Genomic DNA, 24,152 nt, shown 5'->3' on the forward strand with positions numbered 1-24,152 from the left:
ACGACGTACCAAGAGAATTCTCCCCCCACTCAAAAGGGGGGACTTTCCGCAGCTTAGGCCGTGCGCGCCCGCGATCTCGGCACAACCGTGGGCGTGTCGCCAAACGACGGGGTCATGACGGGGTGCTCGCGGCCAGGATGCCGTCGAGGACGTGCAGGGCGCGCCACGCCTTGGTCATGCCGAAGCGGGCCGAGAAGCGGACGACCGCGCGGACCGCCTCCGGCGAGGCACCGGCCGACAGGGCGGGCGCGACGTGCACCCGCAGGCTCTCCTCCAGCGTCTGGAACAGCACGTCCACCGTGATCGTGGCGAACGCCCGCTCCCTGACGGCGAGCAGGCTCATGCCCGCCCGCATCCGCGGCTGCAGGTCCATGTAGTCGCCGAAGCGCTCGTCGAGCGCGCGCACCTCGTCCCTGACCTGCGCCGGGATCGGGCTGCCCGTCCCCGCGAGGTTCAGGTCGCGTCCCTGGCCGGTCGGCTGCGGCAGGCCGTACTCCTTCTCGATCTCCACCAGCCTGGCCAGCGCCGCCCGCGCGGCCGGGTAGCCGCTGTCGTAGGCGATGAAGCGCAGCAGCTCCCGCAGGTCGTCGGCACCAGCGCTGCATGGACGCCGGGCTCGCTGGGAAGGGCGACGCCGCCACGGCCTCGCTCGACCTGCGGGTGGCCGTGCACGGCGCGGTTTCGATGCGGCTCAACCGGCCCGATCGCCCGTGGGAGCCGCTGGAGGAGCAGGTCGAGCGCTTCCTGGTCAAGCTCGTAGGCATACCTGACTGAGCGTTCCAGATAACTTGGTAGAGTGGTCGCATGGCCAGGACGAGGGAGTTCGACACCGAGGCGGCCGTCGAGGCCGCGATGGGCGTCTTCTGGCGCAAGGGCTACGCGGCGACCTCCATCCACGACCTGGTGGAGGCGACCGGGGTCGGGCGCGGCTCGCTGTATGCCGCCTTCGGCAGCAAGCAGGGCCTGTACGAGGCCGCGCTGACCCGCTACGCCGAGCGCTCGGGCGCGGCCAACACGGCGCGGCTCGAGCGCGTCGCACCGGTCCGCGAGATCCTGCGCGGCCTGCTGCTCGCCCTGGTGGACGCCACCGTGCTGGATCCGGAACGGCGCGGCTGCCTGATCACCAACACCGCGACCGAGCGGCTGCCGCATGATCCGATGGCCGCGCGGGTAGTGGGACAGGCACTGGACCGGCAGGCCGAATCGGTCACCGCGGTGCTGCGCCGCGCCCGCGACGAGGGCGAGCTGCCGCCGGGCACGGACGTGACCTCGCTGGCCGACCTGGTCGTCACGACCGTGCAGGGTGTGCGCGTCCTCGGCAAGGCGGGTGCTGACAGGCGCCGCCTGGTCGCGGTCGTCGACCTGGCCCTATCTGTACTGCCCGTTAAAGATTAGGAGTTTCGAGATGACCACCGTCGCACTGCTCGGCACCGGGATCATGGGCGCCGCCATGGGCCGCAACCTGCTCAAGGCCGGCCACGACCTGCGGGTGTGGAACCGTACCAAGGAGAAGGCGCAGTCGCTGGAGGCCGACGGCGCCACGCTGGCCGGCGACCCCGCGGAGGCCGTGGCGGGCGCCGACGTCGTGATCACCATGCTGAACGACGGCGACGCCGTCCGGCGCGCCATTGAAGCCGCCGCTCCCGGGCTGCGAGCCGGGCAGGTGTGGGCGCAGATGAGCACGGTCGGCGTGGTCGCCATCGAACGGCTCGCCGAGTTCGCGCGCGAGCACGGCCTGGTGTTCGTGGACGCGCCCGTGCAGGGCACCCGTCAGCCCGCCGAGGCGGGGACGCTGGTCGTCCTGGCCGGCGGGCCGGCCGACCCGCGGCTCGACTCGGTCTTCTCCGCGGTCGGCAGCAAGACGCTGTGGGTGGGCGACGTCGGCGCGGCCACCCGGCTCAAACTCACCACGGTCGGCTTCGGCATCGCGCTCACCTCGGTGCTGGCGGAGGTTCTCGGGCTGGCCAAGGGCCTCGGGGTCGACCTCGCGCAGTTCCGCGAGGTGATCACCGGCGGGCCGATGGACAGCCCCTACCTGCAGGCCAAGCTCAAGGCCGTCAGCGAGGGCGACTTCACGCCGTCCTTCTCGGTCAGCAACGCCGAGAAGGACACGCGACTCATCGCCGAGGCCGCCGAGCAGGCGGGCGTCGTGGTGGACCTGGCCCGCGCCGCCGGCGACCGCTTCCGCCGCGCCGAGGCCCTGGGCCACGGCGAGGAGGACATGGTGGACGGCTACTTCGCCAGCTTCCCCGGCTGACCCCTTACGGCCGGCCTGGTCAGCTGTGGATGGCGGATCGCGGGTGGGAGGCCCGGGGCGCGGCGTGGGAGGTGGAGGTCCACAGGAGCGCTCCCCCGGTGATCGCCGCAATGAGGGCGGCCCACCCCGCCGCCCTCCCCAGGCGCATGCCGTACCCCCACAGCAGCCAGGACAGGGACAGCCACCAGCGGCGGCTCGCCTGGCGGCGCATCTCCATCGCGGCGAAGGCGAAGTCGGCCGAAGTGCCCGAGTCGTCGACGTGGGGCCGTAACTCGGCGTAGAGGGTGGCCAGCCGGTCGGCGGTGGCCTGGCGGTCGGCCGCGGCGGCGGAGTCGGCGGCGCTCCAGCCGCGCAGGCCGTGCTCGTCGGCCAGCGCGCGGCGCCGGGAGAACCAGCGCAGCATCGGCCAGCGCAAGCTGACCCGCACACCGCGCGGCGTGAGAGCGAACGTGCAGTCGCGCAGCCGCACCCCGGCCGGATGCGCCAGCCCGGCGAAGCGGCAGGCCGACAGGTCGAGGGCGACGAGTTCCATGCTGGGCGCCTCGACGTGGCGCAGCGAGCTCACCATGGCCCGCCCGCGTCCCTTCACGACGGCGTGGCCGCGCAGCACCGCGCCCTCCAGGTCGGCGTGCGAGTCGGCGAGCCTGATCGTGGTCGTCCCGGTCACGTCGATCCTGCGCAGGTCGACGCCGCAATCCTGGACGGACAGGTCCAGGACGCCGTCCGCGCGGCACCGGGCGGCCGAGAAGCGTCCGGTGCCCGACAGGTAGGCGTCGGCGGCGAAGTGAGCGCCGTCGAACCAGGCCGACCCGGCGACCTTGCGGAAGGAAACGGTACGCCCGAACCGGGCGCCGCGGAAGGCGGCCCCGCCGAGCCGCGCCCCGTCGAAGGTGGCGTAGCCGTCGAAGCGCGCCCGCTCGCACGACAGCCCGTGGCCGAACACGGCCTGGCTGAACAGCGCGTCGCGGGCCATCACCGCCCGGTCCAGCCGCACGTGGCCGCGCACCCGCACCCCGTGGAAGGACAGCTCGCGGGCGAAGCGGGCTCCGGCCAGCGACACGTTCCCCTCGAAGCGGGCGCCGAAGAACGAGGCGAGCCGGTCGAACCTGGCCTCGTCCAGGGTGACGTCACCGGCGAACGTCACTCCCGCTAACCGGACGTCGCCGGTAAAGCGCACCCGGTCGAGCCTGGCCCGGCCAGGGCGATTGCCGGTGGCCTCGAGCACGCGGGCCAGCAGGTCGCCGGTCAGCGTGGTCCCGCGCAGATCGAGCAGGCGGCCGGAGGACATCTCCGCGAGCTCCTGGTCGAGGTGCTCGGGCGGAAGGTGTGACAGGCAGAGACCGTACGGCTGGCGAGCGATTCCTGTGCAGGCAGCCGAATGCGCGCAGGTGACCCAGTCCATGCTGTCGTCATACCCGCAAAGCCGCGCTGTCAAGGTTCGATAATTTAATGCTCTATCCACTTTTATAGCGAAAAATGCACGCACTAAAACCTCTAAAGTGCCCGTCATGCGCGTTTTACCCCGGGCAACCATTGCCGCACTCGTCCTGTCCGCCCTCGCCGCCACCCCGGCCCACGCGGCCCCCGCGACCTCCTGCGACACCCCGCCCACCCAGCGGATCTCGCAGGTCCAGGGCAGCGGCGAGGCCAGCCCGCTGGCCGGGCAGACCGTCAGGGTCGAGGGCGTGGTCACCGGTGACTTCCAGAAGAGCGACCAGCTGAGCGGATTCTTCCTGCAGGATCCGAAACCCGATTCCGACCCGAAGACCTCGGAGGGGCTGTTCGCCTTCGCCCGCGAGTCGGTCAAGGACGTGAAGGCGGGCGACCGGGTCCTCGTCACGGGGAAGGTGACGGAGTTCAACGGGCTGACCGAGCTGTCGCCCGTCTCCGCGGTCGACGTGTGCGGCACCGGTGCCGTAGCGGCCCTGCCGTACAAGCTGCCCGTGGAGGAGTCGGTGGAGGACATGCTGCTGACCTTCCCGCAGCCGCTGACCGTCACCGAGCACTACAACCTGGGCCGCTTCGGCGAGGTCACGCTCTCGGAGGGCGGGCGGCTGTTCCAGCCGACGGACCGGCCAGGCGTGCCGGCCCACCAGGGCAGCCTGCTCGTCGACGACGGATCGACCAGGGAGAACCCGGCGACGCTGCCGCCGATCGTGCGGACCGGCGACTCGGCGACCGCGATCACCGGCGTGCTCGGCTACGGGTTCGGCAGCTACCGGCTGGAGCCCACCAGGCCGATCGACTACCAGAAGACGAACCCGCGTCCCGACAAGCCCGCCGCGGTCGGCGGGAACGTCCGGGTGGCCAGCATGAACACGCTGAACTGGTTCACCACGCTCGGCTCGCGCGGCGCGAGCAACGCCGAGGAGCTGAAGCGGCAGCTGGCCAAGCTGGTGGCCGCGCTCAAGGGGCTGGACGCCGACGCGGTCGCGCTCATGGAGGTCGAGAACAACGGCGGCGCCTCGGTGCAGGCCCTGCTCGACGCGCTCGGCTCAGGCTACGCCGCGATCAAGCACCCGTACCCGGGCACGGACGCCATCCAGGTCTCGATCATCTACAAGAAGGCCGTCCTGTCGCCCGTCGGCGAGGCCAGGTCGTCGCAGGACGCGGTCTTCAGCCGGCCGCCGCTGATCCAGACGTTCCGCAGGTCGGGGGGCGGCCAGCCGTTCACCATGGTGGTCAACCACTTCAAGTCCAAGGGCAGCTGCCCCTCCAGCGGCCCCGACGCCGACCAGGGCGACGGGCAGAGCTGCTGGAACCCCACCCGCGTCAAGCAGGCCCAGGCCGTGCTCGGGCTGCTCGCCGACCTGCCCAACCCGCTCGTGCTCGGCGACCTGAACGCCTACGGCGAGGAGGACCCCATCCACACGCTGGAGCAGGGCGGCCTGGCCAGCCTCACCAAGCGCTTCGTGCCGGCGCCGCAGCGCTACAGCTTCCTGTTCGACGGGCTGGCGGGTGAGCTCGACCACGCCCTCGCGGGCCACCAGCTGTCCAAGCGCGTGACGGGCGCCACGATCTGGCACATCAACTCCGACGAGCCCCGCATCCTCGACTACAACACCGAGTACAACCCGCCCGCCCTCTACCAGCCCGACGCCTTCCGCGCCTCCGACCACGACCCGCTCCTGATCGGCCTCAACCTCCCCGGCCGATGAGTCTTCCTCGTACGGTGTCTATCTCTTGTTCGTTAGGGTCTTTCTCTTGTACGGCAGGCCGCCCTTGCGCCACCCGCCGCACTTCGGCTGGGCCCTGTCCGGGGAGACGCTCCTCCGGTGATGCGTGGCGGGCCGCCGCTACGACGCACGGGATCCACGTCCCGCGGTCCGAGGTTTCCCGCCGCACAGGGCGCCGCCCTTCGCCGACCCGGCGCCGGGGAAAGCCGGAGCTGGGAGCACGAGAGCCGTGGGGCCCGCGTGCTTACCGCGCCGGGGTCGGCGAGAGGGCGTGCGGCGGTCGGCCGGCGCCTTGTGCGGCGGGCCAGGGGGACCGTGGTGCCTGGGTCAGGAATCGCCGTGACGGCGGGTGAGCGTCCTCGACTCGCCGGAAGCGCCGGGCGCGGGCCCTCGGCCGGAGTGCGGCGGGCGGCCGGTGGCGGCGGCCTCGCCGTACAGCAGAAGACTCGCCGTATGGCAGCAGGGTCGCCGTAACAAATCATCACGGAGGTCGCCGCAAGAGGAACGTTCTGTTGCGCCGCACGTGAGGACGCGTCCAGAGCGGGAACGTGGAATGCTGTGGCGGGGTAGCTGGTTGACACCGTTGCAACTTCAACGACGATATGAGGAGCCACTTGTGGCGACCATCGAAGTAACCGAGAAGAACTTCAACGACATCGCCGACAAGGGGATCGTCCTGCTCGACTTCTGGGCCGAATGGTGTGGCCCGTGCCGGATGTTCGGGCCGATCTTCGAGAAGGCGTCGGAGACGCACCAGGACGTCACGTTCGGCAAGATCGACACCGATGCTGAGCAGGCGCTGGCTCAGGGGTTCGACATCAACTCGATCCCGACGCTGATGGCCATCCGCGACGGCATCGTGGTTTATGCCCAGCCGGGAGCGATTCCCGCGCCGGCGCTCGAGGACCTGATCAGCCAGGTCAAGGCACTCGACATGGACTCTATTCGTGCCGAGCTGGCCGAAGAGCTGAAGCAGGCCGAGCAGCAGAGCAACAACTGACCTGGTTTCCGGGCCCCGCTCGCTCCGCGGGGCTTTCGACTGTCACGGGGATGGCGCCGGGCCGTCGCGAGACACACCGAGCCTGACACGGCCGTGGTCCGCTCGGCCCTGGGTCCGCTTCACTCCATCGCCTCGGGTACAGCATCTGCGGCGCCTCCCGGCACCCGCGCCCGCCGCAGCTCCCGGCTCCCCAGCGCCACCACGGCGGTCAGCGCCACCAGGCCACCCGCCGCCGTCATCGTCGCCGCCAGGCCCAGCCCGTCGATGAGCACCCCGGTCACCGCGAACGAGAACGCCACGAGCCCCTGCAGCGCGATCGACATCAGGCTCATCACCCGCCCGAGATACTCCCGCTCGGCATTGGCCTGCAACACCGGTATGAAGATCGACCCCAGCATCCCGGCGACCGCCCCCGCCACGACGACCAGCAGCGCCGAGCCCGCCAGCCGGGTCCCGAACCCGAGACCGCCAGGCCCGCGGCCAGCGCGGTCCTGACGGCGTCGCTGCCGACCATGAGCAGCCGTGGCCCGAGGCGGTCCACGAAGGCGCCGCCGAAGAGCATCAGGACGATCTTCGGCAGGGTTCCCACGGTCAGCACCAGGGCGGCGCCGCGGGCACCGGCTGTCAGGGTGGCGAAATAGGTGACCGCGACGAGGTAGAACTGGTCGCCGAGGTTCGACAGGAACTCGCCGCTCAGCCAGCCGATGACTCGTTTGTCACGTAAGCCCACCGGCCGATTGGATCACCCCCGGTAGAGCTCTGCCACCCGGAATGCCAGATCGAGCGACTGTCCGCGGTTGAGTCGCGGGTCGCAGGCGGTCTCGTAGCGCAGCGCCAGGTCGTCCTCGGCGATCTCCTGCCCGCCGCCCACGCACTCCGTGACGTCGTCGCCGGTGAACTCGATGTGGATCCCGCCGGGGTGCGTGCCGAGCGAGCGGTGCACCTCGAAGAAGCCCGCCACCTCGTCGAGCACGTCGTCAAGCCGCCGCGTCTTGTGGCCGCTGGGCGCCTCGAAGGTGTTGCCGTGCATCGGGTCGCACACCCACGCGATCTGCGCGCCCGACGCGGTGACCTCCTTGACCAGCGTCGGCAGGTGCTCACGGATCTTGGAGGCGCCCATCCGGGTGATGAACGTCAGCCGCCCAGGCTCGTTGTCGGGGTTGAGCTTGTCGATGAGGGCCAGCGCCTCGTCCGTCGTGGTCGTGGGGCCCAGCTTGACGCCGATCGGGTTGCGGATGCGCGAGAAGAACTCGACGTGCGCCCCGTCCAACTGCCGCGTGCGCTCGCCGATCCACACCATATGGGCGGACACATCGTACGGCCGGCCGGTGCGGGAGTCGATGCGCGTGAGCGCCCGGTCGTAGTCCAGGATCAGCGCCTCGTGCGAGGAGTAGAACTCCACCGTGTGGAACTCCTCGGGGTCGGCCCCGCAGGCCCGCATGAAAGCGAGCGCCTGGTCGATCTCCCTGGCCAGCTGCTCGTAGCGGCGCCCGGCGGGCGACTCGGCCACGAAGTCCTGGTTCCAGGCGTGGACCTGGCGCAGGTCGGCGTAGCCGCCCTTGGTGAAGGCCCTGGCCAGGTTGAGCGTGACAGCCGAGGAGTGGTATGCCTTCAGCAGCCGCCACGGGTCGGGCCTGCGCGACTCGGGGGTGAAGTCGAACCCGTTGACCATGTCGCCCCGGTAGGCGGGCAGCTCGATCCCCTCGCGGGTCTCCGACGGCTTGGAGCGCGGCTTGGCGAACTGGCCGGCCAGCCGTCCGATCTTCACCACCGGCACCCGGCCGGCGTAGGTGAGCACGATCGCCATCTGCAGCAGCGTCTTCAGCTTGTTGCGCACGTTGTCGGCGGTCGCCCCGGCGAACGTCTCGGCGCAGTCGCCGCCCTGCAGCACGAAGGCCTCGCCCCGGGCCACGGCGGCCAGTTGCTCCTTCAGCTGGTCGCACTCGCCCGCGAAGACGAGAGGAGGCAGGCCGCCGAGCTCGGCGACGACCTTCTCGAGCTCACCCGGGTCGGGCCACGTGGGCTGCTGTGCCGTCGGGAGGGTACGCCAGGAATCGAGGTTGCTCACGGCATACGAGGGTATGCCACCGCGGGCCGAACAACCTCTTCGGTGTCCACGGATTGAGAACGCACTTTTCCCTTGACACTCCCGGAGTTGACCAGAACCTCACCGCGTCACACGAACAGCCCACACCGGGCCGCTGGCCAGAGCCGGAGAGGCGGCGACAGCGCAAAAGCCTGGCAAAAGAAACCGCGCGGTCAGAGATCGGTGAGGATGCGCTCGATGGCGCGGAAGTGGCGGGAGCGCCAGCCGCCGCCCATGATGCGCCGCGACATCTGCTGCAGCGGGTCGTCCGGGTCGAAACCCTCGTGGTCGAGGAAGAGCCGGGTCCCCTTGCCCTCCGGCTCGAGGCGCCAGGTGACCGTCCAGTCGGCCTTCCCGCCGTCATGCCAGCTGATCTTGAGCAGCTTCTCCGGGACCAGCTCGAGCACCTGGCAGTACACGATCCCGTCGAATCCCACACCGGGCCGCGGATGGGTGGTGAAGGTGAAGCGGTGACCGACCTCGGCCCTGAAGTCGTTGGGCATCAGCCAGCGCGCCATGAGCTCGGGCTCGGTGAGCGCCCGCCACACCTTGGCGGGCGGGTGCGCCAGGTACTGGTCGAGCCGGATGGCGCGCGGATCGTCAGTCATCCAGCGAGTCCAGCAGGCTGTCGAGGTCGGCCAGCTTCTCGCGCCAGAAGCGCTCGTAGGGCGTGAGCCAGTCGCGGATCTCCAGGAGGGGCGCCGCCTCCAGCCGGTAGTGCCGCTCCCTGCCGTGCCGGGTCTCGGCGACCAGCCCGGCGTCCTTGAGCACCTTGAGGTGCTCGGAGACGCTGGGCCGGCTCATGTCGAAGCGCTCGGCCAGGCGCCCGGCGGGCTGGGCTCCCTCCTCGCGCAGCAGGCGCAGGAGTTCCCGCCGCGCTGGGCTGGCCAGCGCGGTGAACACGTGATCAGCGGTCACACCGCAGATCCTACGTCTGGGAGACCGCGTACCCGTTGCCGAACGGGTCGTGGAAGAGCAGCTGGCGGCCCCAGGCCTCGTCGGTGGGCCCCTCGAAGTCCACTCCGTTGTCGCGGAGCCTGGCGGCGAGCCCGTCGATGTCGGAGGAGAACAGGACGGTCCCGCCGAGCGGCTGCTTGTCGGGGAACCAGGAGGCCAGCAGCAAGGTGGTCTCGCACCCCTTGGGCGCGACGGTGAGCCAGCGGCCGTGCGGGAACGGGTTGTCTGTCCGTACCTCGAACCCGAGCACGTCGGTGTAGAAGGCCAGAGCCTGATCCTGGTCGGCCACGGGCACGGTCAGCGCGGCGATGGAAGAGATGTACATGCCGGACACTATACGTAGGAAAATTCCTACACATCAAGCACCTCGGGGAAATCCCGGATAGATCCCGGAGCCCGCTCTCCGTAGACTTGTTCGCATGTTGATCGACGACTACGTGACCGATCTCGGGCGCGCCCTTTCAGGACCGGAGGGCCCCAAGCGCGACCTGGTCGTCGAGGCCCGCGACAGCCTGGCCGACGCCGCCGAGGCGCTGGAGGCCGAGGGGCTCGACCGGCCGGAGGCCGAGCGCCTCGCGGTCGAAGAGTTCGGCGCCGTGGCCGAGATCGCGCCCGGCTACCAGAACGAGCTGACCGCCTGCGCAGGGCGGCGCCTGGGGCTGCTGCTGTTCATCAGCGTGCCGATCACCGTGATCATGTGGTCGGTGGTCTGGCGCATCTTCCCTGCCGACCCGGTGGCGTGGGCGCACAAGCCGAGCTGGTACACACTGGTCTCCCGCCTGGTCGACGTCCTGCAACTGGCCACCGGCCTGTACGGCGGGCTGGCCCTGCTGGCCCTGGCCAGGGGCGCCCGCTGGATCCGCAGGCCGCATCTGGTGACGCGGTCACTGGGGGTCCTGGTGTGGGTGATGATGCCGACCATCGGCGGGCTCAGCTACCTGCTGTCGAACGGCCCCGGCGTGCCGCCGAACGTCTCGACCTTCCTGCCCGCGCTGCTGGCGAACCTGATCACGTGCGCCTTCTGGGGCATGCAGCTCTACGGCGCTGTGCGCTGCATGCGCATCAGCCGGACGGCGTGACCTCCGGCCCCAGCACGTTCCCGATCACCGCGGCGAATTCGGCCCAGGCCGACCGCTCGCCCGCCAGGTGCTTCCTGCCGGAGTCGGTCAGCCGGTAGGTGCGCCGCCTGCGCCCGCCCACCGTGGCCCACTCGCTGGCCAGGAACCCAATCCGCTCCAGCCTGCGCAGCGCGGGATACACCGTGCCCGTCGGCACGCTCAGCGCTCCCCCGCTGCGCTCCTGCAACGCCTCGATGATGGCGTAGCCGTGCAGCGGCGCGTGCTCCACCACCGACAGCAGCAGGGCGTCCATGTGCCCGCGGAGCGCATCCGAATTCATGTGTGCATCCTATAGCGCCCCTACATGTAGGCTACCTACATGTAGGCAGACACACTAAAGACGGGGTGACGCGATGGACGTACTCGACCTGGCGCGGTTGCAGTTCGCGGCGACGGGAAGCCTGCACTTCCTGTTCGTCGTGCTCACGCTGGGCCTGGCGCCGATGGTGGCGTTACTGAACACCCGCTGGGTGCTCACGGGCAGCCGGCTCCACCAGGGCCTGACACGGTTCTGGGGGCAGATCTACGTCGTCAACTACGCGATGGGCATCGTCACGGGGCTGGTGATGGAGTTCCAGTTCGGCCTGTCGTGGTCGGGCCTGTCGCACTACGCGGGCGACGTGTTCGGCGCGCCGCTGGCGATGGAGACGATGGTGGCCTTCTTCCTGGAATCCACGTTCCTGGGATTGTGGATCTTCGGCTGGGGGCGGCTGCCCAAGTGGCTGCACCTGGCGTGCATCTGGCTGGTGACGCTGACGGCCTACGCCAGCGCCTTCTACGTCATGGTCGCCAACTCCTTCCTGCAGAATCCGGTGGGCGCCGTGCAGGTGGGCGACCGGCTCCAGCTGACCGACTTCGGCGCGCTGCTGACGAACTCGACGCTGGTGGCCTCCTTCCCGCACGTGATCGGGGCGGCCGTCTTCACCGGCGGGATGGTGATGGTGGGCGCGAGCGCGTACCAGCTGCGCCGCCGTACCCGGGAGACGGTCTTCTTCACCAAGTCCATGCGGACGGGCGTGCTCACCGCGGCGATCGGCCTCTTCGTGGCCGTGGGCGCCGGATTCGCGCAGTTCGGCGGGCTACAGGAGGGCAAGTTCAAGAAGGGCTCGCTCGGTGTCGTGCCGCTGGAGATCATGACGACCGTGGGCGAGCTGCTCATACTCGTGGTGATCCTGTTCATGCTGCCGCTGGTGTACTTCCTGCCGCGCTGGCGTTGGACGCACCCGATGCTGATCGCGCTGACGCCGGTGCCGTTCGCGCTGTCGATCCTCGGCTGGCTGGCCAGGGAGCTGGGGCGGCAGCCGTGGATGGTGTGGAAGAAGCTCTCCGTGGCCGACGCGATGACGCCGGGGCTCACCCCGGGCATGGTCATGGTCTCGCTGGTCGGCTTCGTGGGCGTGCTCGGGCTCCTCGCGGTCGTCGACTACCTGCTCATCGCGCGGCTGGTACGGCGCGGCCCCGCGAACCTCGCGCTGGGCGCCGCCGCCGACGAGCCGCGCTCCCCCGCGCTGAGCTACTAGGAGGTTCACGATGCAAGCGGTGTGGTTCATCCTGTTCGCGGTGCTGCTCGGCGGATACTTCGCGCTGGAGGGGTTCGACCTGGGGGTGGGGCTGCTGCTGCCGTTCCTGGGCGAGACGAAGGCCGACAAGGACCGCATGATCGCCTCGATCGCGCCGTTCGTGCTGGCCAACGAGGTGTGGCTGGTCGCGACGGCGGGCGCGTTGTTCGGCGTCTACCCGATGCTCGAGGGCAAGGTGCTGTTCGGGCTCTACCCGGTCGTGGTGGGCATGCTGGTCGGCTGGATCCTGCGCGACGCCGGGCTGTGGTTCCGCCGTAGGATCGACGGGCCCGGCTGGCAGCGGTTCTGGACCTGGATGATCGCGCTCGGCTCGCTGGGGCTGGCCTTCGGCTGGGGCGTGGCGCTGTACGGCGTGGCCACCGGGTTGGCCGCCTGGCCCGTCGCGTTGATGAGCGGGCTGGTCACGACCGGGCTGTTCGCCTTCCACGGGTGGACGTTCCTGGGCTGGCGGCTGCCCGGCTTCCTCGGCCTGGGAGCCGACCGGTCCCGCAAGGCCCTGCTGGTCTCCGCGGTGCTGGCGGCGGCTCCCGCGCTGGTGGTGCTCGCCGCGGCCGCGCCGTACCTGATGGGCCACAGCGCGCCGGCGGCGACGCTGAATGTGCTCAGTGTCATGGTGTTGCCGTTCGCGCCCATCGTGCTCATCGCGCAAGTATGGGTATGGCGCACCTTCGGAAGGGGCGCCGTCCGGACACCGTCGTTCTTCTGAGGGCACGTGCATAAAGATCTTCTGCGGCTCATGCGGGCCGAGCAGTCGGTGCGACGCCACCTGATGGTGACGCTGGCCGCGGCCGTGCTGGCGGGCCTGCTGATCCTGGTGCAGGCGGAACTGCTTGCCGGGGTGCTGTCCGGCAGGTTCACCGCCGTGGCGCTGGCGGGGCTGGCGGCCGTGGTGGGCGTGCGGGCGCTGCTGGCCTGGACGCAGGGGGTGTTCGCGGGACGCACCGCCACCGGCGTGAAGTCGGCGCTGCGCGGGCGGCTGCTCGGCAGGCTCGGCGAGCTGGGTCCGGCCCGATTGGCAGGGCACCGCTCCGGCGAGCTGGTCACGCTCGCCGGGCGGGGCCTGGACCGGCTGGATGCGTACCTGACCGGCTACCTGCCCTCGATCGCGGTGGCCGCGGTGGTGCCGCTCGCCGTGCTGATCAGGCTGTTCGCCGCGGACCTGACCAGCGCGCTGATCGTGCTGGTCACGCTGCCGCTGATCCCGGTCTTCGGCGCGCTGGTGGGCATGACCACCAAGACCGTGACCGAGCGGCAGTTCCGCGCGCTGTCACGGCTCGGCGGGCACTTCCTCGACGTGGTGCGCGGGCTGCCCACGCTGCGCGCCTTCGGCCGGGCCCGCTTCCAGGCCGAGGTGATCAGGCAGGTGGCCGACGCGCACCGCTCGGCCACGATGCGCACGCTGCGGGTGGCGTTCCTGTCGTCGCTGGTGCTCGAGCTGTGCGCGTCGCTGTCGCTGGCGCTGGTGGCGGTGCCGATCGGGCTGCGGCTGCTGAGCGGCTCGCTCGACCTGACCACCGGGCTGCTGGTGCTGCTGCTCGCCCCGGAGGCCTACCTGCCGCTGCGCATGATGGGCACCCGCTTCCACGCCTCGATGGAGGGCGTGGCCGCGGCCGACGCCGCCTTCGCCGTCCTGGACGCCTCCGCGCCGCGGGAGGAGGGGACGCTGCCGAGCCCCGCGGGCACGCCCGAGATCCGGCTGGAGAACGTGACCGTCCAGTACCCCGACCGCGACTCCCCCGCCCTGGAGGACGTCTCGCTGACGATCTCGCCCGGCGAGCGGGTGGCGCTGGTGGGCGAGAGCGGTGGCGGCAAGAGCACGCTCCTGCACCTGATCCTCGGCTTCGTCACGCCGTCGCGGGGCCGGGTGCTGGTCGACGGCGTCGACCTGACCACGCTCGACCTGGACTCCTGGCGGGCCAGGCTGGCGTTCGTCCCGCAGCGGCCGCACCTGTTCACCACGTCCGTCCTGGACAACATCCGCCTCGGCGACCCCTCAGCCTCCCTGGAGTCGGTACGGCAGGCCTCCGCGGCCGCCCACGCCGACGGCTTCATCCAGGCCCTGCCCGGCGGCTACGACACCGTGGTCGGCGAGCGCGGCGCGAACCTGTCGGCGGGCCAGCGCCAGCGCATCGCCCTGGCCAGGGCGTTCTGCCGCCCGGACACCTCGGTGCTGCTGCTCGACGAGCCCACCGCGCGCCTGGACGGCCGCAGCGAAGCCGCCGTCGTCGAAGCCACCAAGGCCCTGGCCAACGGCCGCACCGCCGTCATCGTGGCCCACCGGCCCGCCATGATCGACCTGGCGGACCGCGTGATCCGCATCCATGAGGGCCGTGTGGTCTCCGGCACGACCGCGGGGAGGACGGCATGAAGGGCCTGCTGAAGGGGATGGGGCGGCGGCTGGTCTGGGCCGTGCTGGCCGGGGCGGCCGCCGATCTGGCCGGGCTCGGCCTGATCGCTGCGGCCGCGTGGCTGATCACGCGGGCCGCCGAGCAGCCGCCGCTGGCCGCGCTGAGCGTGGCGATCGTGGCGACCAGGGCGTTCGCCACCAGCAAGGGCGTCTTCCGCTACGCCGAGCGCCTCACCGGCCACGACGTCGCGCTGCGCGCACAGGCCGGCACCCGCGAACGCCTCTACCAGGCGCTCATCCCGCCCAGGCAGCCCCGCGAAGGCGGCGCCGACCTGCTCAGCCGGATGGTCGACGACACCGAGGCGGCCCAGGACCTGCTGGTGCGGTGCCTGCTGCCCGCCTCGGCCGCGCTGATCGCGGGACTGGCCGCGGTCGGGATCGCCCTGTCGGTGCTGCCGGCCGCCGCGCTGGTGCTGCTGGCCGGGCTGACCCTGGCCGGGTTGCTGCTGCCCGCGCTCACCGCGGCCGCCGCGCGCCGCTGGGCGTCCAGGATCGCGCCCGCCCGCGCCGCGCTGGCCGCCCGGGTGGCCGACCTGGTGCACGGCTCGGCCGACCTGACCGCCTACGGCGCCACCGACCGGGCCGAGGCCCAGGCCATGGACGCCGACGCCGCGCTGGCCGCGCTGGAGAAGCGCCAGGCCCGCGTGCACGCGCTCGCCCTCGGCGGCGGCACCCTGCTCCAGGGCCTCACCGTGGCCGCGATCGTGCTGCTCGCCCAGACCATGAAGGCCGACACCGTGGCCACCGCGGTGCTGGCGCTGACCGCGCTGGTCTCCTTCGAGCCGGTGCTGCCGCTGGCCGCCGCGGGCGAGCGGCTGGCCGGGATCACCGCCGCGCTGCGCCGCCTGCGCGAGATCGGCTCCGTCCCCGCCGCTGTCACCGAGCCCGCCGCCCCGGCCGCCGTTCCCGCCGCGCCGCTCACGGTCGAGGTCCAGGACCTGGTCGTACGGCACGCCGAGACGCTCGCCGTGGACGGGGTGTCGCTCACGCTGACGCCGGGCAAGCGGGTGGCGATCGTCGGGCCGAGCGGAGCGGGGAAGAGCACGATCCTGGCCGCCCTGATGCGCCTCGTCGAGCCCGAGTCCGGAAATATCCGGATCAATGGGGTCGATGCCCGGGCGCTCGACTCGGACGACGTCCGGACGCTGATGACCGGGCTCACGCAGGACCCGTACATCTTCCAGACCACGCTCAAGGACAACCTGCGCCTGGCGGGGCCCGAGGCCGGCGACGGCGGGCTGGCGGCAGCCGTACGGGATGCCCGCCTGGACAGGTGGGTCGAGCGGACCGGATGGGACGCGCAGTTGGGCGAGGACGGCAGGACCGTGTCCGGCGGGCAGCTGCAGCGGCTGGCGCTGGCCCGCGCGCTGCTGTACGACCCGCCGGTCCTGCTGCTCGACGAGCCCGCCGAGGCGCTGGACGAGCAGACCGCCGACGCGCTGATGGCCGACCTGCTCGACGTGACGCACGACCGCACGACGCTGCTGGTCACGCACCGGCTCAAGGGGCTGGAGCAGGTCGACGAGATCATCGTGCTGGAGGACGGTCAGGTGATCCAGCGCGGGCGGCACGACGAGCTCGTGGCCGTCCCCGGCTACTACCGCGACCTGTGGGAATCCGAGGTCCTGACCCGGCGGTGACCTCCCGGTACCTCCCGGTTTGAGTTTGCGATGCAGTCAGGTTTATATTGCAAACCAGTTTGAGGAGGTTGGGATGAACGACCCGGCTGAGATGATGCGGATCATCGAACAGCAGCAGGCCGAAGCCGTACGGCGGCTGTCGCCCGACCCGCTGCTGACGTATGTGCCGTGGGGCGTGGCGTGGCTGCTCGGCTACGCCGCGTTCTTCCTGACCTACGGATTCGACGGGCACGGGCTGGCTCCGATCGGCTGGCAGCTCGCACTGACGGTGCTGATGGGCCTGCAGGTCGTGGCGCTGATCGTGATGATCTTCTCGATCCGCCGCTCGACCGGCCGCATCCGCGGCGAGTCCTCCAGAGGCTGGGCGATGTGGGGCTCAACCTGGATGGCGGGCTTCTTCGTCGTCGGCTTCGTCGACCTCCGCCTGGGCCCCATGCTCACCGATGCCCAGATGGGCCAGATCTCCACCGCGCTGGCCATGCTGGTCGTCGGGATCCTCTACATGACGGGCGGCGCGCTCGGCCGCGAGTGGCCGATGTTCCTGCTCGGCTGCTGGGTCCTGCTGGTCGACGGGGTGGCCGTCGGCTTCACGCCGGGCGTGCAGGCGCTGCTGCTGTCGCTCCTGGCGGGCGGCGGCACGATCGTGGCGGGCTGCCTGATGCGGTGGCGGGCGTGATCCCGGAGCTCGACCCGGTCATCCACGCGCAGGCCAGGCTGCGCGTGGTGGCCACGCTCAACACGCTCCCCGAAGGGGACCGTCTGGCCTTCCCCGGGCTGAAGGACGTGCTCGGCATGACCGCGGGCAACCTCTCGGTGCACCTGACCAAGCTGGAAGAGGCCGGCTACATCGAGATCACCAAGACGCACAAGGGCCGCACCCCCGTCACCTACATCGCGCTCACCCGCCGCGGCCGGCTGGCCTTCGAGGAGTACACGATGGCCATCCGCGCCCTGCTCGACACCGCTGGAGGTACCCCTTGACCACGTTGGCCAGGACCGTCGAGGTCAGCCGCCGCTACGGCGACGTGCTCGCGCTCGACCGGGTCTCGCTCGACATCAGCGAGGGCGAGCTGGTCGGACTGCTCGGGCCCAACGGCGCGGGCAAGTCCACGCTGATCAACCTGTTCGTCGGCCTGCGCAAGCCCACGTCCGGGCTGGTCGAGCTGCTCGGCGGCGCTCCGTCCGATCCCGCGGTACGGCGGGGCATGGGCGTGACGCCGCAGGAGACCGGCCTGCCCGAGGCGCTGCGCGTGGGCGAGCTGGTGGACTTCGTGGCCGCCCACTTCCCCCGCGGCAGCCGTACCCCGCAGGCCAGGGCGGCGCTGCTGGCCAGGTTCGGGCTGGAGGACCTGGCCAAGCGGCAGATCGGCGGGCTGTCCGGCGGGCAGAAGCGGCGCCTGGCCGTGGCGCTGGCCTTCGCGGGTGAGCCCAGGATCGTCTTCCTCGACGAGCCCACCACCGGCCTGGACGTCGAGGCCCGCCGGGCCCTGTGGGACGGCATCAGGGCCTTCCACGCCGACGGCGGCACCGTGGTGCTGACCAGCCACTACCTGGAGGAGATCGAGGCGCTCGCGCACCGGGTGGTGGTCGTCGGGCACGGCCGGCTCCTGGTGGACGACACCGTGCAGGCGGTGCGCGACATGGCCGGGGTCCGGCGGGTCACGCTGAGCGCCGAGAGTCTGCCCGCGCTGCCCGGCGTGCTCGGCTCCTCCCGCGAGGACGGCCGCTTCCACCTGGTCACCGGCGACTCCGACCGGCTGGTGGTCGACCTGGTGCGCAGCGGCGTGCCGTTCACGGGGCTGGAGATCCAGCCGACCACGCTCGAGGACGCCTTCCTCGCCATCACCGCCAAGGAGACCGCCGATGCCTAGCCTGGTCCTCACTCACACCCGCTACCAGTTCATGGAGCAGCTCAGGGTGCCGATCGGGATCGTGGCCAGCGCGTTCTTCCCCGCGGCCGCGATGCTGGCGTTCGTGGTGCCGTTCGCGGCCGACGATCCGCTCGCCTCGACGATGGCCACCGGGTCGATGATGGCCTTCGGCGCGATGTCGTCGTCGCTGATCGGGCTGGGCATCTCGGTGGCGCAGGACCGCTCGCAGCCGTGGGACGCCTACCTGCGGACGCTGCCCGCCGGGCCGTTCCCGCGCTTCGCCGGGCGGATCCTGACGACGATGGCGATCTCGCTGCTGTCGGTCATCCCGGTGCTGGTGATCGCCGGGCTGCTGACCTCGGCGCGGATCACCGTGCCGGGCCTGGCCGCCGGGGTGGTGGCGCTGCTGGCCGGGTCGGTGCCGTTCATGCTGCTGGGGCTGCTGGTGGGCTACCTGCTGCCGCCCAAGGCCGCCATCGCGGTCTCGCAGATCCTCTTCTTCCCCATCGCGATCCTGGGCGGGCTGCTCGGCAACCCGATGGCCATGCCGTCGCTGATCGCGACCGTGTCGCCGTACGTGCCCAGCCGCGGGATGGTCGAGCTGATCTGGGCGGTCACCACCGACCAGCCGGTCAAGGTGGTGCCCATCGTGATGCTGGGCGTGTGGACCGTGGCCGCCGGAGCGGCCGCCGCCTGGGCGTATCGCCGTGACGAGGGCCGCCGCTTCTCGTGAGACCGCGTACGGGGGGGTGCGTCGCCGAGTCCGCAGCGATCTCGACGACGCACCCGTCCATGAGGGGGTCTGTTATTTCTTCTCTTCGAGGGTGACGGTCACCTCGTTGGGCTTGCCGTCCCTCATATATGTGATCTTGACCTGTTGGCCCGGTTTGAAACCTCTGACCTGGCCCACAACGGTATCGCCACCGTCTACCGCCTTGTCGCCAATTTTGGTAATCAGGTCGCCCTGCTTGAGTCCTGCCTTGGCGGCCGGGCTTCCCGAGCTGACCTGACGGATCAGCGCTCCCGGCACGTCGCCCGTGGCGTCGGTGACGCTCACGCCGAGGAAGGCGTGCGTGGCCTTGCCGTCCTTGACCAGCTGGTCGGCGACCTGCTTGGCGGTGTTGACGGGGATGGCGAAGCCGACGCCGATGTTGCCGCTGCTGCCCTGCGTGGCGATCGCGGTGTTGATCCCGACGAGCTGCCCGGCGGCGTTGACCAGGGCGCCGCCCGAGTTGCCCGGGTTGATGGCGGCGTCGGTCTGGATGGCGTCGCCGATCGTGGTCGGCTGCGCCTGGTCCTGCTCCTGCTGCTGCTGGAGCTGCCCCCAGCCCGGCGGCACCTGCTGCTGCTGCTCGTCGCTTCCCTCCCTGAGGGTGCGGTTGAGCGCGCTGACGATGCCCGCGGTGACCGATCCGTCCAGGCCGAGCGGGCTGCCGATGGCCAGCACCGCGTCGCCGACCTTGAGGTTGTCGCTGTTGCCCAGCGGCAGCGGGGTCAAGTCGGAGACGTCCTGCGCCTTGATGACCGCCAGGTCCGTGGCCGCGTCGGTGCCGATGACCGTCGCCTTGGCGGTCTTGCCGTCGCTGAACTTGACGGTGATGGGGCCGCCGTTGCCCGCCGAGGCCACGACGTGGTTGTTGGTGAGGATCAGACCGTCCGGGGACAGCACGACGCCCGAGCCACCCACGTTGGACAGCTGGATCGCCACGACCGACGGCTGCACCTTGGCCGCCACCTGCGCCACGGTGAACTGGTTCGACGCCGACTTGAACACCGGGCTCGGCGCCGCGGCCACCACGGGCTCGCTGCGGAAGGAGTTGGCGACGACGGCCCCTGCGACGCCGCCGCCGAATGCCATGGCCGCGAGCGCGAGCCCGGCGACCGCCTTCTGGGCGGTGGTGAAGCCCGGCTTCTTCGGCGGCGCGGGAGGTGGCGGCGGCGTGTCCATGATCACCGTGTCCCGCCGGGGGAAGCCCCCGGCCGAGGGCGGCGTGGCGCCGAACTGGCTCCAGCCGCCCGTCCCCTGCTCGTGAGGCTCGTTCGCGTTCATCTCATCTCCTCAAGTCCCGATGACCCAAGGGTGTCAAGAGTCGCGTAAGTGCAGGCTAAGGGGTTGATCAGAGGTTCCTCAGAGCCCTGACGGGATTCTTATCGGTGCTGCTCAGGGACACGCCGGCCGGGGCCGCCGGGCGGAAATTCATGCGGTTCCCGCGGGCCAGTACTCCTCGCGCAGGAGCCGCTTGTAGAGCTTGCCCGTCGGATGCCGCGGGAGCTCCTCCCTGAAGTCCACCGACTTGGGGCACTTGAAGTGGGCCAGCCGGGCTCGGCAGTGGGCGATGAGCTCCTCCTCCAGCTCCGGGCCCGCCTCCGCCATGTCGGCGGGCTGGACGACGGCCTTGACCTGCTCGCCCATCTCCTCGTCCGGCACCCCGAACACGGCCACGTCGGCGACCTTGGGGTGCAGGGCCAGCAGGTTCTCCGCCTCCTGCGGGTAGATGTTCACCCCACCCGAGATGATCATGTAGGAGCGGCGGTCGGTGAGGTAGAGGAAGCCGTCGGCGTCGAGGTAGCCGATGTCGCCGAGCGTGGTCCAGCCGCGCCCCTGCGGGTCCTGGACGGACCTGGTCTTGTCGGGGTCGCCGTGGTACTCGAAGCGGGCGCTGTCGGCGAAGTAGATCGTGCCGTGCTCGCCGGTCGGCACGTCGTTGCCGTCCTCGTCGCACACGTGCACGGTGCCGAGCAGCGACCGGCCGACCGTGCCCTTGTGCGCGAGCCAGTCCTGGGAGTTGGTGTACAGGAAGCCGTTGCCCTCGGTGCCCGCGTAGTACTCGTGGATGATCGGGCCCCACCACTCGATCATCGCCTCCTTGGCCGGGATCGGGCAGGGCGCGGCCGCGTGGATGGCGCACCGCAGCGACGAGACGTCGTACTTGGCGCGGGTCTCCTCGGGGAGCTTGAGCATCTTGATGAACATCGTGGGCACGAGCTGCGAGTGCGTGACCTGGAAGCGTTCGACCGCCTCCAGGTAGCGCTCGGGATCGAAGCGTTCCATCACCACGACCGTGCAGCCCAGCCGCTGGAACTGCATGCTGTAGCGCAGCGGCGCGGCGTGGTAGAGCGGCGCGGGCGAGAGGTAGACGCTGTCGCAGGTGGGCGCGAACAGCCCCTGGATCAGCCTGAGCAGGACGGTGGGCTCGCCGAGAGGCGCACCGCTGAGGGCGGGTTTGACCCCCTTGGGCCGCCCGGTGGTGCCGGAGGAGTAGAGCATGTCGCCGCCCTGGACCTCGTCCTCGATCGGCGTGACCGGCATCCCTGCCACGGCCTCCTCGTAGGACTCGAAGCCCGCCGTGACGCCGTCGAGCATCAGCCTGCGCTCCACCCGGGGCCCGATCGCGTCGATCGACGGGGAGACCGCTGCGGAGGTGATGAAGATCCTGGCCTCGCAGTTGCCGACGATGTAGGCCAGCTCGTCGGTCTGCAGGCGGGAGCTGATCGCGGTGTAGTACAGGCCCGACCGGTGCGCGGCCCAGGCCACGGCCAGGAAGAGCGGATGGTTCTCCAGCATGAACGCCACGTGGTCGCCGGGCCGCAGCCCGGCCGCGCGGAACAGGTGGGCCAGCCGGTTCGACTCCTCATCCAGCCGGCGGTAGGTGACAACCTGCCCGGAGCCCGCCATGATCACAGCGGGCTTGTCGGGGGTGACTGCTGCGATGGCTCCCGGATGCATGAACCGAACACTATTCTGTTATTTGTCGCCCCGAAAGGTCTCCGAGTACGGCGAAGCCGCGGCCCCCCTCCGAGGCCGCGGCTTGCCCGATCACTTGCCCAGTCACTTGCGCCGTCAGGCGTGGTACACGTCCATCCAGCCCGAGTGGTACCCGGTCGGGTGGAACTTGTTGCCCCTGCTGACGTCCACCCAGATGTGGGCGGCGTTCTTACCGGAGAAGGAGTAGTCCTGCGGGTCCGGCGAGCAGTTGTAGAAGCTCTTGAAGTAGGAGGAGCCGTCGTAGTTCACGACCTTGAACGTCTCCCACGCGCACCTGTTGTACCCCCACCACTTGTAGTCGGTGAGCGTGCTGTCGACGGTGTAGAAGTAGTTGTACTTCCACACCCACACGTGCTTCTTGATCTTCTTGATCACGATCTTGCAGTGCTTGTTTCCGTGGCTGTCGAACCAGCAGAACTTCTGCTTGACGTAGAACGTCTTCCAGTACCAGTACTTGTAGGCCTGCTTGTCCACGGTGACGTGGCCCTCGGCACTGGCCTTGTGGTTACTGGAGTAGTACGGCCCCCAGTCGGCCTCGTAGAAGTGGGACGAGGTCGTGGAAGCGGGCGCCGCGTTCGCGGCCACTGGAGCACTTACCGCCATCGCTGTGACGGCTGCGACACCGATGAGGATTCGTGAAACGAATCGCACTTTGGGGCCTCCTCGGGAGAGGTGGGTTTGTCCCCGTATTCGTACGCCTCACGGATTGCCGCCCGCTTACAAAACGCTTGATAAGACCGTTTTCCCGATTTTTCCCGCTATTTCAATATCATTCGGCGGGAATCACGGAACCTCCATACTTCTTGTTGATGAAGTCCTTGACTTTCGGGTCCTGAAGGAGCCTGCCCAGGGTCACGATGTTCGGGTCCTTCTCGTGTCCCGCCTGCACCACGAGCCCGTTGGCGTACGGGTTGCCCTGGCTCTTCTCCAGCAGCAGCGCCTGGGAGGCGGGCTTGAACCCGGCCTCGATGGCGTAGTTGCCGTTGATCACGGCGGCGTCCACGTCGTCGAGCGAGCGCGGCAGCTGGGCGCCCTCGAGCGGCTTGAACTCCAGCTTCTTCGGGTTCCCGGTCACGTCTCGCTCGGTGGCGGCGGTACCGGCGCCCTCCTTGAGGGTGATGATCCCGTTGTCGGCCAGCAGCTTCAGTGAGCGGCCGAGGTTGGTGGCGTCGTTGGGCACGGCCACGGTGGCGCCGCTGGGCAGCGCGGCCACGCTGGTGATCTTCTTGGAGTACAGGCCGAGCGGCTCCAGGTGCACCGGGGTCACGAAGCTGAGCTTGGTGCCCTTGGAGGCGTTGAAGTCGTCCAGGTACGGCTTGTGCTGGAAGAAGTTGGCGTCCAGCTGGCCCTCGTTGAGCTGCACGTTGGGCTGCACGTAGTCGGTGAACTCCACGACCTCGAGCTTCAGCCCGGCCGCCGGGGCCAGGTTCTGCTTGACGAAGTTCAGGATCTCCGCATGCGGCACCGGGCTCGCGCCCACCTTCAGCACGGCGTCCGCGGGTTTCTCCGGCGCGGCGCCGTTCGTCGCGGACTGCGACGTTCCGCATGCGGCGAGCAACAACGACAGGCCAATAGCGCCCACAAGGCTACGAAACTTCATGATTTTTCCTTACTTGTGCGATAGCCGCCGGGCGACGAGGTCGCCCAGGCTCTGGATGAGCTGCACGATCACGATGAGCAGCACCACTGTGACGATCATGACCAGCGTCTCGAAACGCTGGTAGCCGTAGCGCACGGCCAGGTCTCCGAGCCCGCCGCCGCCGACGGTCCCCGCCATCGCGGAGTACCCGATCAGCGCCACGACGGTCACGGTCAGCCCCGCCACCAGCCCCGGTAGGGCCTCGGGCAGCAGCACCTTCCGCACGATCGTGGTACGGCCGGCCCCCATGGCCTGGGCCGCCTGGACCACGTCGGTGCCGACCTCCCGCAGCGCGGTCTCCACCAGGCGGGCGAAGAACGGCACGGCGCCCACGGTCAGCGGCACGACCACGGCGGCGGTGCCGATGGTGGTCCCGACGACGAGCCGGGTGAACGGGATGATCGCGATCATCAGCACGATGAACGGCAGGGATCGGCCGACGTTGACGATCACGCCGAGCACCGACTTGACCGCCGGCGCGGGCGCCAGGCCGCCGCGGTCGAGCACGACCAGGGCGACGCCGAGGGGCAACCCGAAGGCGACGGTGAACAGGGTGGACCAGCCGACCATCACCGCGGTGTCGCCCGCCGCCTCGATGAGCAGGGGCCAGATCTCGTCCCAGGTCATGCGCCCTCCCTCGAGGCCTGCCGTACCG

28 protein-coding genes are annotated in these 24,152 nt (G+C 70.3%); 14 read left to right on the forward strand and 14 right to left on the reverse strand.

Annotation, left to right across the window (positions count from 1 at the left end; genetic code table 11):
- Positions 1 to 112 precede the first annotated feature (112 nt).
- Positions 113 to 511 (reverse strand): carboxymuconolactone decarboxylase family protein, encoded by a 399-nt coding sequence (locus ACIBHX_RS18705; protein WP_397068361.1) that lies wholly within the window; start codon positions 509 to 511, stop codon positions 113 to 115.
- 92 nt (positions 512 to 603) lie between these two features.
- Between ACIBHX_RS18705 and ACIBHX_RS18710 the strand changes: the two genes are divergently transcribed.
- The 3 genes from ACIBHX_RS18710 to ACIBHX_RS18720 are packed head-to-tail and all read left to right on the forward strand — an operon-like array spanning position 604 to position 2,257.
- A complete protein-coding gene (locus ACIBHX_RS18710) occupies positions 604 to 774 on the forward strand; it encodes a hypothetical protein (protein ID WP_397068362.1) in 171 nt (56 codons plus the stop codon).
- A gap of 30 nt (positions 775 to 804) precedes the next feature.
- On the forward strand, positions 805 to 1,395 hold the full coding sequence (locus ACIBHX_RS18715) for a TetR family transcriptional regulator (RefSeq protein ID WP_397068363.1): 591 nt from the start codon (positions 805 to 807) through the stop codon (positions 1,393 to 1,395).
- Positions 1,328 to 2,257, forward strand: a complete 930-nt coding sequence (locus ACIBHX_RS18720) for an NAD(P)-dependent oxidoreductase (RefSeq protein ID WP_397068364.1) — start codon at positions 1,328 to 1,330, stop codon at positions 2,255 to 2,257. Before ACIBHX_RS18715 ends, ACIBHX_RS18720 begins: the two co-directional genes overlap by 68 nt.
- 19 nt (positions 2,258 to 2,276) lie before the next feature.
- On the opposite strand, the gene ACIBHX_RS18725 is transcribed toward ACIBHX_RS18720, so the two are convergent.
- Complete coding sequence (locus ACIBHX_RS18725) at positions 2,277 to 3,659, reverse strand: pentapeptide repeat-containing protein (protein ID WP_397068365.1); 1,383 nt, start codon at positions 3,657 to 3,659, stop codon at positions 2,277 to 2,279.
- A gap of 106 nt (positions 3,660 to 3,765) precedes the next feature.
- On the opposite strand from ACIBHX_RS18725, the gene ACIBHX_RS18730 reads away from it, so the two are divergent.
- Positions 3,766 to 5,415, forward strand: coding sequence for an ExeM/NucH family extracellular endonuclease (locus tag ACIBHX_RS18730; protein ID WP_397068366.1), 1,650 nt, complete (start codon positions 3,766 to 3,768; stop codon positions 5,413 to 5,415).
- A 634-nt stretch (positions 5,416 to 6,049) separates the two neighbouring features.
- Positions 6,050 to 6,433: a thioredoxin gene (gene trxA, locus ACIBHX_RS18735; RefSeq protein ID WP_397068367.1), complete on the forward strand. Its 384-nt coding sequence runs from the start codon at positions 6,050 to 6,052 to the stop codon at positions 6,431 to 6,433.
- 119 nt (positions 6,434 to 6,552) lie between these two features.
- Here trxA and ACIBHX_RS18740 read toward each other — a convergent pair whose 3' ends face one another.
- From ACIBHX_RS18740 to ACIBHX_RS18765, 6 genes are all read right to left on the reverse strand, one after another.
- A complete protein-coding gene (locus ACIBHX_RS18740) occupies positions 6,553 to 6,807 on the reverse strand; it encodes a hypothetical protein (RefSeq protein ID WP_397068368.1) in 255 nt (84 codons plus the stop codon).
- Entirely contained in the window at positions 6,765 to 7,163 is a 399-nt protein-coding gene (locus ACIBHX_RS18745; protein ID WP_397068369.1) for a hypothetical protein, read from the reverse strand. Before ACIBHX_RS18745 ends, ACIBHX_RS18740 begins: the two co-directional genes overlap by 43 nt.
- A 12-nt stretch (positions 7,164 to 7,175) precedes the next feature.
- Positions 7,176 to 8,501: a class II 3-deoxy-7-phosphoheptulonate synthase gene (locus ACIBHX_RS18750; protein ID WP_397068370.1), complete on the reverse strand. Its 1,326-nt coding sequence runs from the start codon at positions 8,499 to 8,501 to the stop codon at positions 7,176 to 7,178.
- Between the two features lie 191 nt (positions 8,502 to 8,692).
- On the reverse strand, positions 8,693 to 9,127 hold the full coding sequence (locus ACIBHX_RS18755; protein WP_397068371.1) for an SRPBCC domain-containing protein: 435 nt from the start codon (positions 9,125 to 9,127) through the stop codon (positions 8,693 to 8,695).
- Positions 9,120 to 9,437: an ArsR/SmtB family transcription factor gene (locus tag ACIBHX_RS18760; protein WP_397068372.1), complete on the reverse strand. Its 318-nt coding sequence runs from the start codon at positions 9,435 to 9,437 to the stop codon at positions 9,120 to 9,122. Before ACIBHX_RS18760 ends, ACIBHX_RS18755 begins: the two co-directional genes overlap by 8 nt.
- Positions 9,438 to 9,447: 10 nt before the next feature.
- Positions 9,448 to 9,801: a VOC family protein gene (locus ACIBHX_RS18765; protein ID WP_397068373.1), complete on the reverse strand. Its 354-nt coding sequence runs from the start codon at positions 9,799 to 9,801 to the stop codon at positions 9,448 to 9,450.
- A 94-nt stretch (positions 9,802 to 9,895) separates the two neighbouring features.
- On the opposite strand from ACIBHX_RS18765, the gene ACIBHX_RS18770 reads away from it, so the two are divergent.
- Positions 9,896 to 10,555 (forward strand): permease prefix domain 1-containing protein, encoded by a 660-nt coding sequence (locus ACIBHX_RS18770; protein ID WP_397068374.1) that lies wholly within the window; start codon positions 9,896 to 9,898, stop codon positions 10,553 to 10,555.
- Here the strand turns inward: ACIBHX_RS18770 and ACIBHX_RS18775 are convergent.
- Positions 10,539 to 10,874: a PadR family transcriptional regulator gene (locus tag ACIBHX_RS18775; protein WP_397068375.1), complete on the reverse strand. Its 336-nt coding sequence runs from the start codon at positions 10,872 to 10,874 to the stop codon at positions 10,539 to 10,541. The genes ACIBHX_RS18770 and ACIBHX_RS18775 overlap by 17 nt on opposite strands.
- A gap of 73 nt (positions 10,875 to 10,947) precedes the next feature.
- On the opposite strand from ACIBHX_RS18775, the gene ACIBHX_RS18780 reads away from it, so the two are divergent.
- From ACIBHX_RS18780 to ACIBHX_RS18815, 8 genes are all read left to right on the forward strand, one after another.
- Entirely contained in the window at positions 10,948 to 12,114 is a 1,167-nt protein-coding gene (locus ACIBHX_RS18780) for a cytochrome ubiquinol oxidase subunit I (protein ID WP_397068376.1), read from the forward strand.
- Positions 12,115 to 12,124: 10 nt separating this feature from the next.
- Positions 12,125 to 12,880, forward strand: a complete 756-nt coding sequence (locus tag ACIBHX_RS18785; protein WP_397068377.1) for a cytochrome d ubiquinol oxidase subunit II — start codon at positions 12,125 to 12,127, stop codon at positions 12,878 to 12,880.
- A gap of 6 nt (positions 12,881 to 12,886) precedes the next feature.
- Positions 12,887 to 14,542, forward strand: a complete 1,656-nt coding sequence (cydD, locus tag ACIBHX_RS18790; protein WP_397068378.1) for a thiol reductant ABC exporter subunit CydD — start codon at positions 12,887 to 12,889, stop codon at positions 14,540 to 14,542.
- A complete protein-coding gene (gene cydC, locus ACIBHX_RS18795; protein WP_397068379.1) occupies positions 14,539 to 16,221 on the forward strand; it encodes a thiol reductant ABC exporter subunit CydC in 1,683 nt (560 codons plus the stop codon). Before cydD ends, cydC begins: the two co-directional genes overlap by 4 nt.
- A gap of 73 nt (positions 16,222 to 16,294) precedes the next feature.
- Positions 16,295 to 16,897 carry a hypothetical protein gene (locus tag ACIBHX_RS18800; protein ID WP_397068380.1) on the forward strand — a complete coding sequence of 201 codons (603 nt, stop codon included), beginning with the start codon at positions 16,295 to 16,297 and terminating at the stop codon, positions 16,895 to 16,897.
- A complete protein-coding gene (locus ACIBHX_RS18805; RefSeq protein WP_397068381.1) occupies positions 16,894 to 17,202 on the forward strand; it encodes a transcriptional regulator in 309 nt (102 codons plus the stop codon). The genes ACIBHX_RS18800 and ACIBHX_RS18805 overlap by 4 nt, the downstream gene beginning before the upstream one ends.
- A complete protein-coding gene (locus tag ACIBHX_RS18810; RefSeq protein WP_397068382.1) occupies positions 17,199 to 18,092 on the forward strand; it encodes an ABC transporter ATP-binding protein in 894 nt (297 codons plus the stop codon). The genes ACIBHX_RS18805 and ACIBHX_RS18810 overlap by 4 nt, the downstream gene beginning before the upstream one ends.
- Positions 18,085 to 18,825 (forward strand): ABC transporter permease, encoded by a 741-nt coding sequence (locus tag ACIBHX_RS18815; RefSeq protein WP_397068383.1) that lies wholly within the window; start codon positions 18,085 to 18,087, stop codon positions 18,823 to 18,825. Before ACIBHX_RS18810 ends, ACIBHX_RS18815 begins: the two co-directional genes overlap by 8 nt.
- A 72-nt stretch (positions 18,826 to 18,897) precedes the next feature.
- Here the strand turns inward: ACIBHX_RS18815 and ACIBHX_RS18820 are convergent, their stop codons facing one another.
- The 5 genes from ACIBHX_RS18820 to ACIBHX_RS18840 all read right to left on the reverse strand — a co-directional run bounded on the left by ACIBHX_RS18820 (position 18,898) and on the right by ACIBHX_RS18840 (position 24,124).
- A complete protein-coding gene (locus tag ACIBHX_RS18820) occupies positions 18,898 to 20,142 on the reverse strand; it encodes a S1C family serine protease (protein WP_397068384.1) in 1,245 nt (414 codons plus the stop codon).
- A gap of 147 nt (positions 20,143 to 20,289) precedes the next feature.
- On the reverse strand, positions 20,290 to 21,819 hold the full coding sequence (locus ACIBHX_RS18825; protein ID WP_397068385.1) for an acyl-CoA synthetase: 1,530 nt from the start codon (positions 21,817 to 21,819) through the stop codon (positions 20,290 to 20,292).
- Between the two features lie 114 nt (positions 21,820 to 21,933).
- Positions 21,934 to 22,443: a hypothetical protein gene (locus ACIBHX_RS18830; RefSeq protein ID WP_397068386.1), complete on the reverse strand. Its 510-nt coding sequence runs from the start codon at positions 22,441 to 22,443 to the stop codon at positions 21,934 to 21,936.
- A 184-nt stretch (positions 22,444 to 22,627) separates the two neighbouring features.
- Positions 22,628 to 23,458 carry a MetQ/NlpA family ABC transporter substrate-binding protein gene (locus ACIBHX_RS18835; protein ID WP_397068387.1) on the reverse strand — a complete coding sequence of 277 codons (831 nt, stop codon included), beginning with the start codon at positions 23,456 to 23,458 and terminating at the stop codon, positions 22,628 to 22,630.
- 9 nt (positions 23,459 to 23,467) lie between these two features.
- Positions 23,468 to 24,124: a methionine ABC transporter permease gene (locus ACIBHX_RS18840; RefSeq protein ID WP_397068388.1), complete on the reverse strand. Its 657-nt coding sequence runs from the start codon at positions 24,122 to 24,124 to the stop codon at positions 23,468 to 23,470.
- Between the last annotated feature and the right edge of the window lie 28 nt (positions 24,125 to 24,152).

The sequence above is a fragment of the Nonomuraea sp. NPDC050536 genome (assembly GCF_044457685.1).
GTDB lineage: Bacteria > Actinomycetota > Actinomycetes > Streptosporangiales > Streptosporangiaceae > Nonomuraea.

Coding starts and splice junctions, on each gene's coding strand:
- ACIBHX_RS18710 (WP_397068362.1), top strand. CDS start 604: ATGGACGCCGGGCTCGCTGGGAAGGGCGACGCCGCCACGGCCTCGCTC.
- ACIBHX_RS18715 (WP_397068363.1), top strand. CDS start 805: ATGGCCAGGACGAGGGAGTTCGACACCGAGGCGGCCGTCGAGGCCGCG.
- ACIBHX_RS18725 (WP_397068365.1), bottom strand. CDS start 3,659: ATGGACTGGGTCACCTGCGCGCATTCGGCTGCCTGCACAGGAATCGCT.
- ACIBHX_RS18730 (WP_397068366.1), top strand. CDS start 3,766: ATGCGCGTTTTACCCCGGGCAACCATTGCCGCACTCGTCCTGTCCGCC.
- ACIBHX_RS18755 (WP_397068371.1), bottom strand. CDS start 9,127: ATGACTGACGATCCGCGCGCCATCCGGCTCGACCAGTACCTGGCGCAC.
- ACIBHX_RS18765 (WP_397068373.1), bottom strand. CDS start 9,801: ATGTACATCTCTTCCATCGCCGCGCTGACCGTGCCCGTGGCCGACCAG.
- ACIBHX_RS18770 (WP_397068374.1), top strand. CDS start 9,896: ATGTTGATCGACGACTACGTGACCGATCTCGGGCGCGCCCTTTCAGGA.
- ACIBHX_RS18775 (WP_397068375.1), bottom strand. CDS start 10,874: ATGAATTCGGATGCGCTCCGCGGGCACATGGACGCCCTGCTGCTGTCG.
- ACIBHX_RS18780 (WP_397068376.1), top strand. CDS start 10,948: ATGGACGTACTCGACCTGGCGCGGTTGCAGTTCGCGGCGACGGGAAGC.
- ACIBHX_RS18785 (WP_397068377.1), top strand. CDS start 12,125: ATGCAAGCGGTGTGGTTCATCCTGTTCGCGGTGCTGCTCGGCGGATAC.
- cydC (WP_397068379.1), top strand. CDS start 14,539: ATGAAGGGCCTGCTGAAGGGGATGGGGCGGCGGCTGGTCTGGGCCGTG.
- ACIBHX_RS18800 (WP_397068380.1), top strand. CDS start 16,295: ATGAACGACCCGGCTGAGATGATGCGGATCATCGAACAGCAGCAGGCC.
- ACIBHX_RS18815 (WP_397068383.1), top strand. CDS start 18,085: ATGCCTAGCCTGGTCCTCACTCACACCCGCTACCAGTTCATGGAGCAG.
- ACIBHX_RS18820 (WP_397068384.1), bottom strand. CDS start 20,142: ATGAACGCGAACGAGCCTCACGAGCAGGGGACGGGCGGCTGGAGCCAG.
- ACIBHX_RS18825 (WP_397068385.1), bottom strand. CDS start 21,819: ATGCATCCGGGAGCCATCGCAGCAGTCACCCCCGACAAGCCCGCTGTG.
- ACIBHX_RS18835 (WP_397068387.1), bottom strand. CDS start 23,458: ATGAAGTTTCGTAGCCTTGTGGGCGCTATTGGCCTGTCGTTGTTGCTC.
- ACIBHX_RS18840 (WP_397068388.1), bottom strand. CDS start 24,124: ATGACCTGGGACGAGATCTGGCCCCTGCTCATCGAGGCGGCGGGCGAC.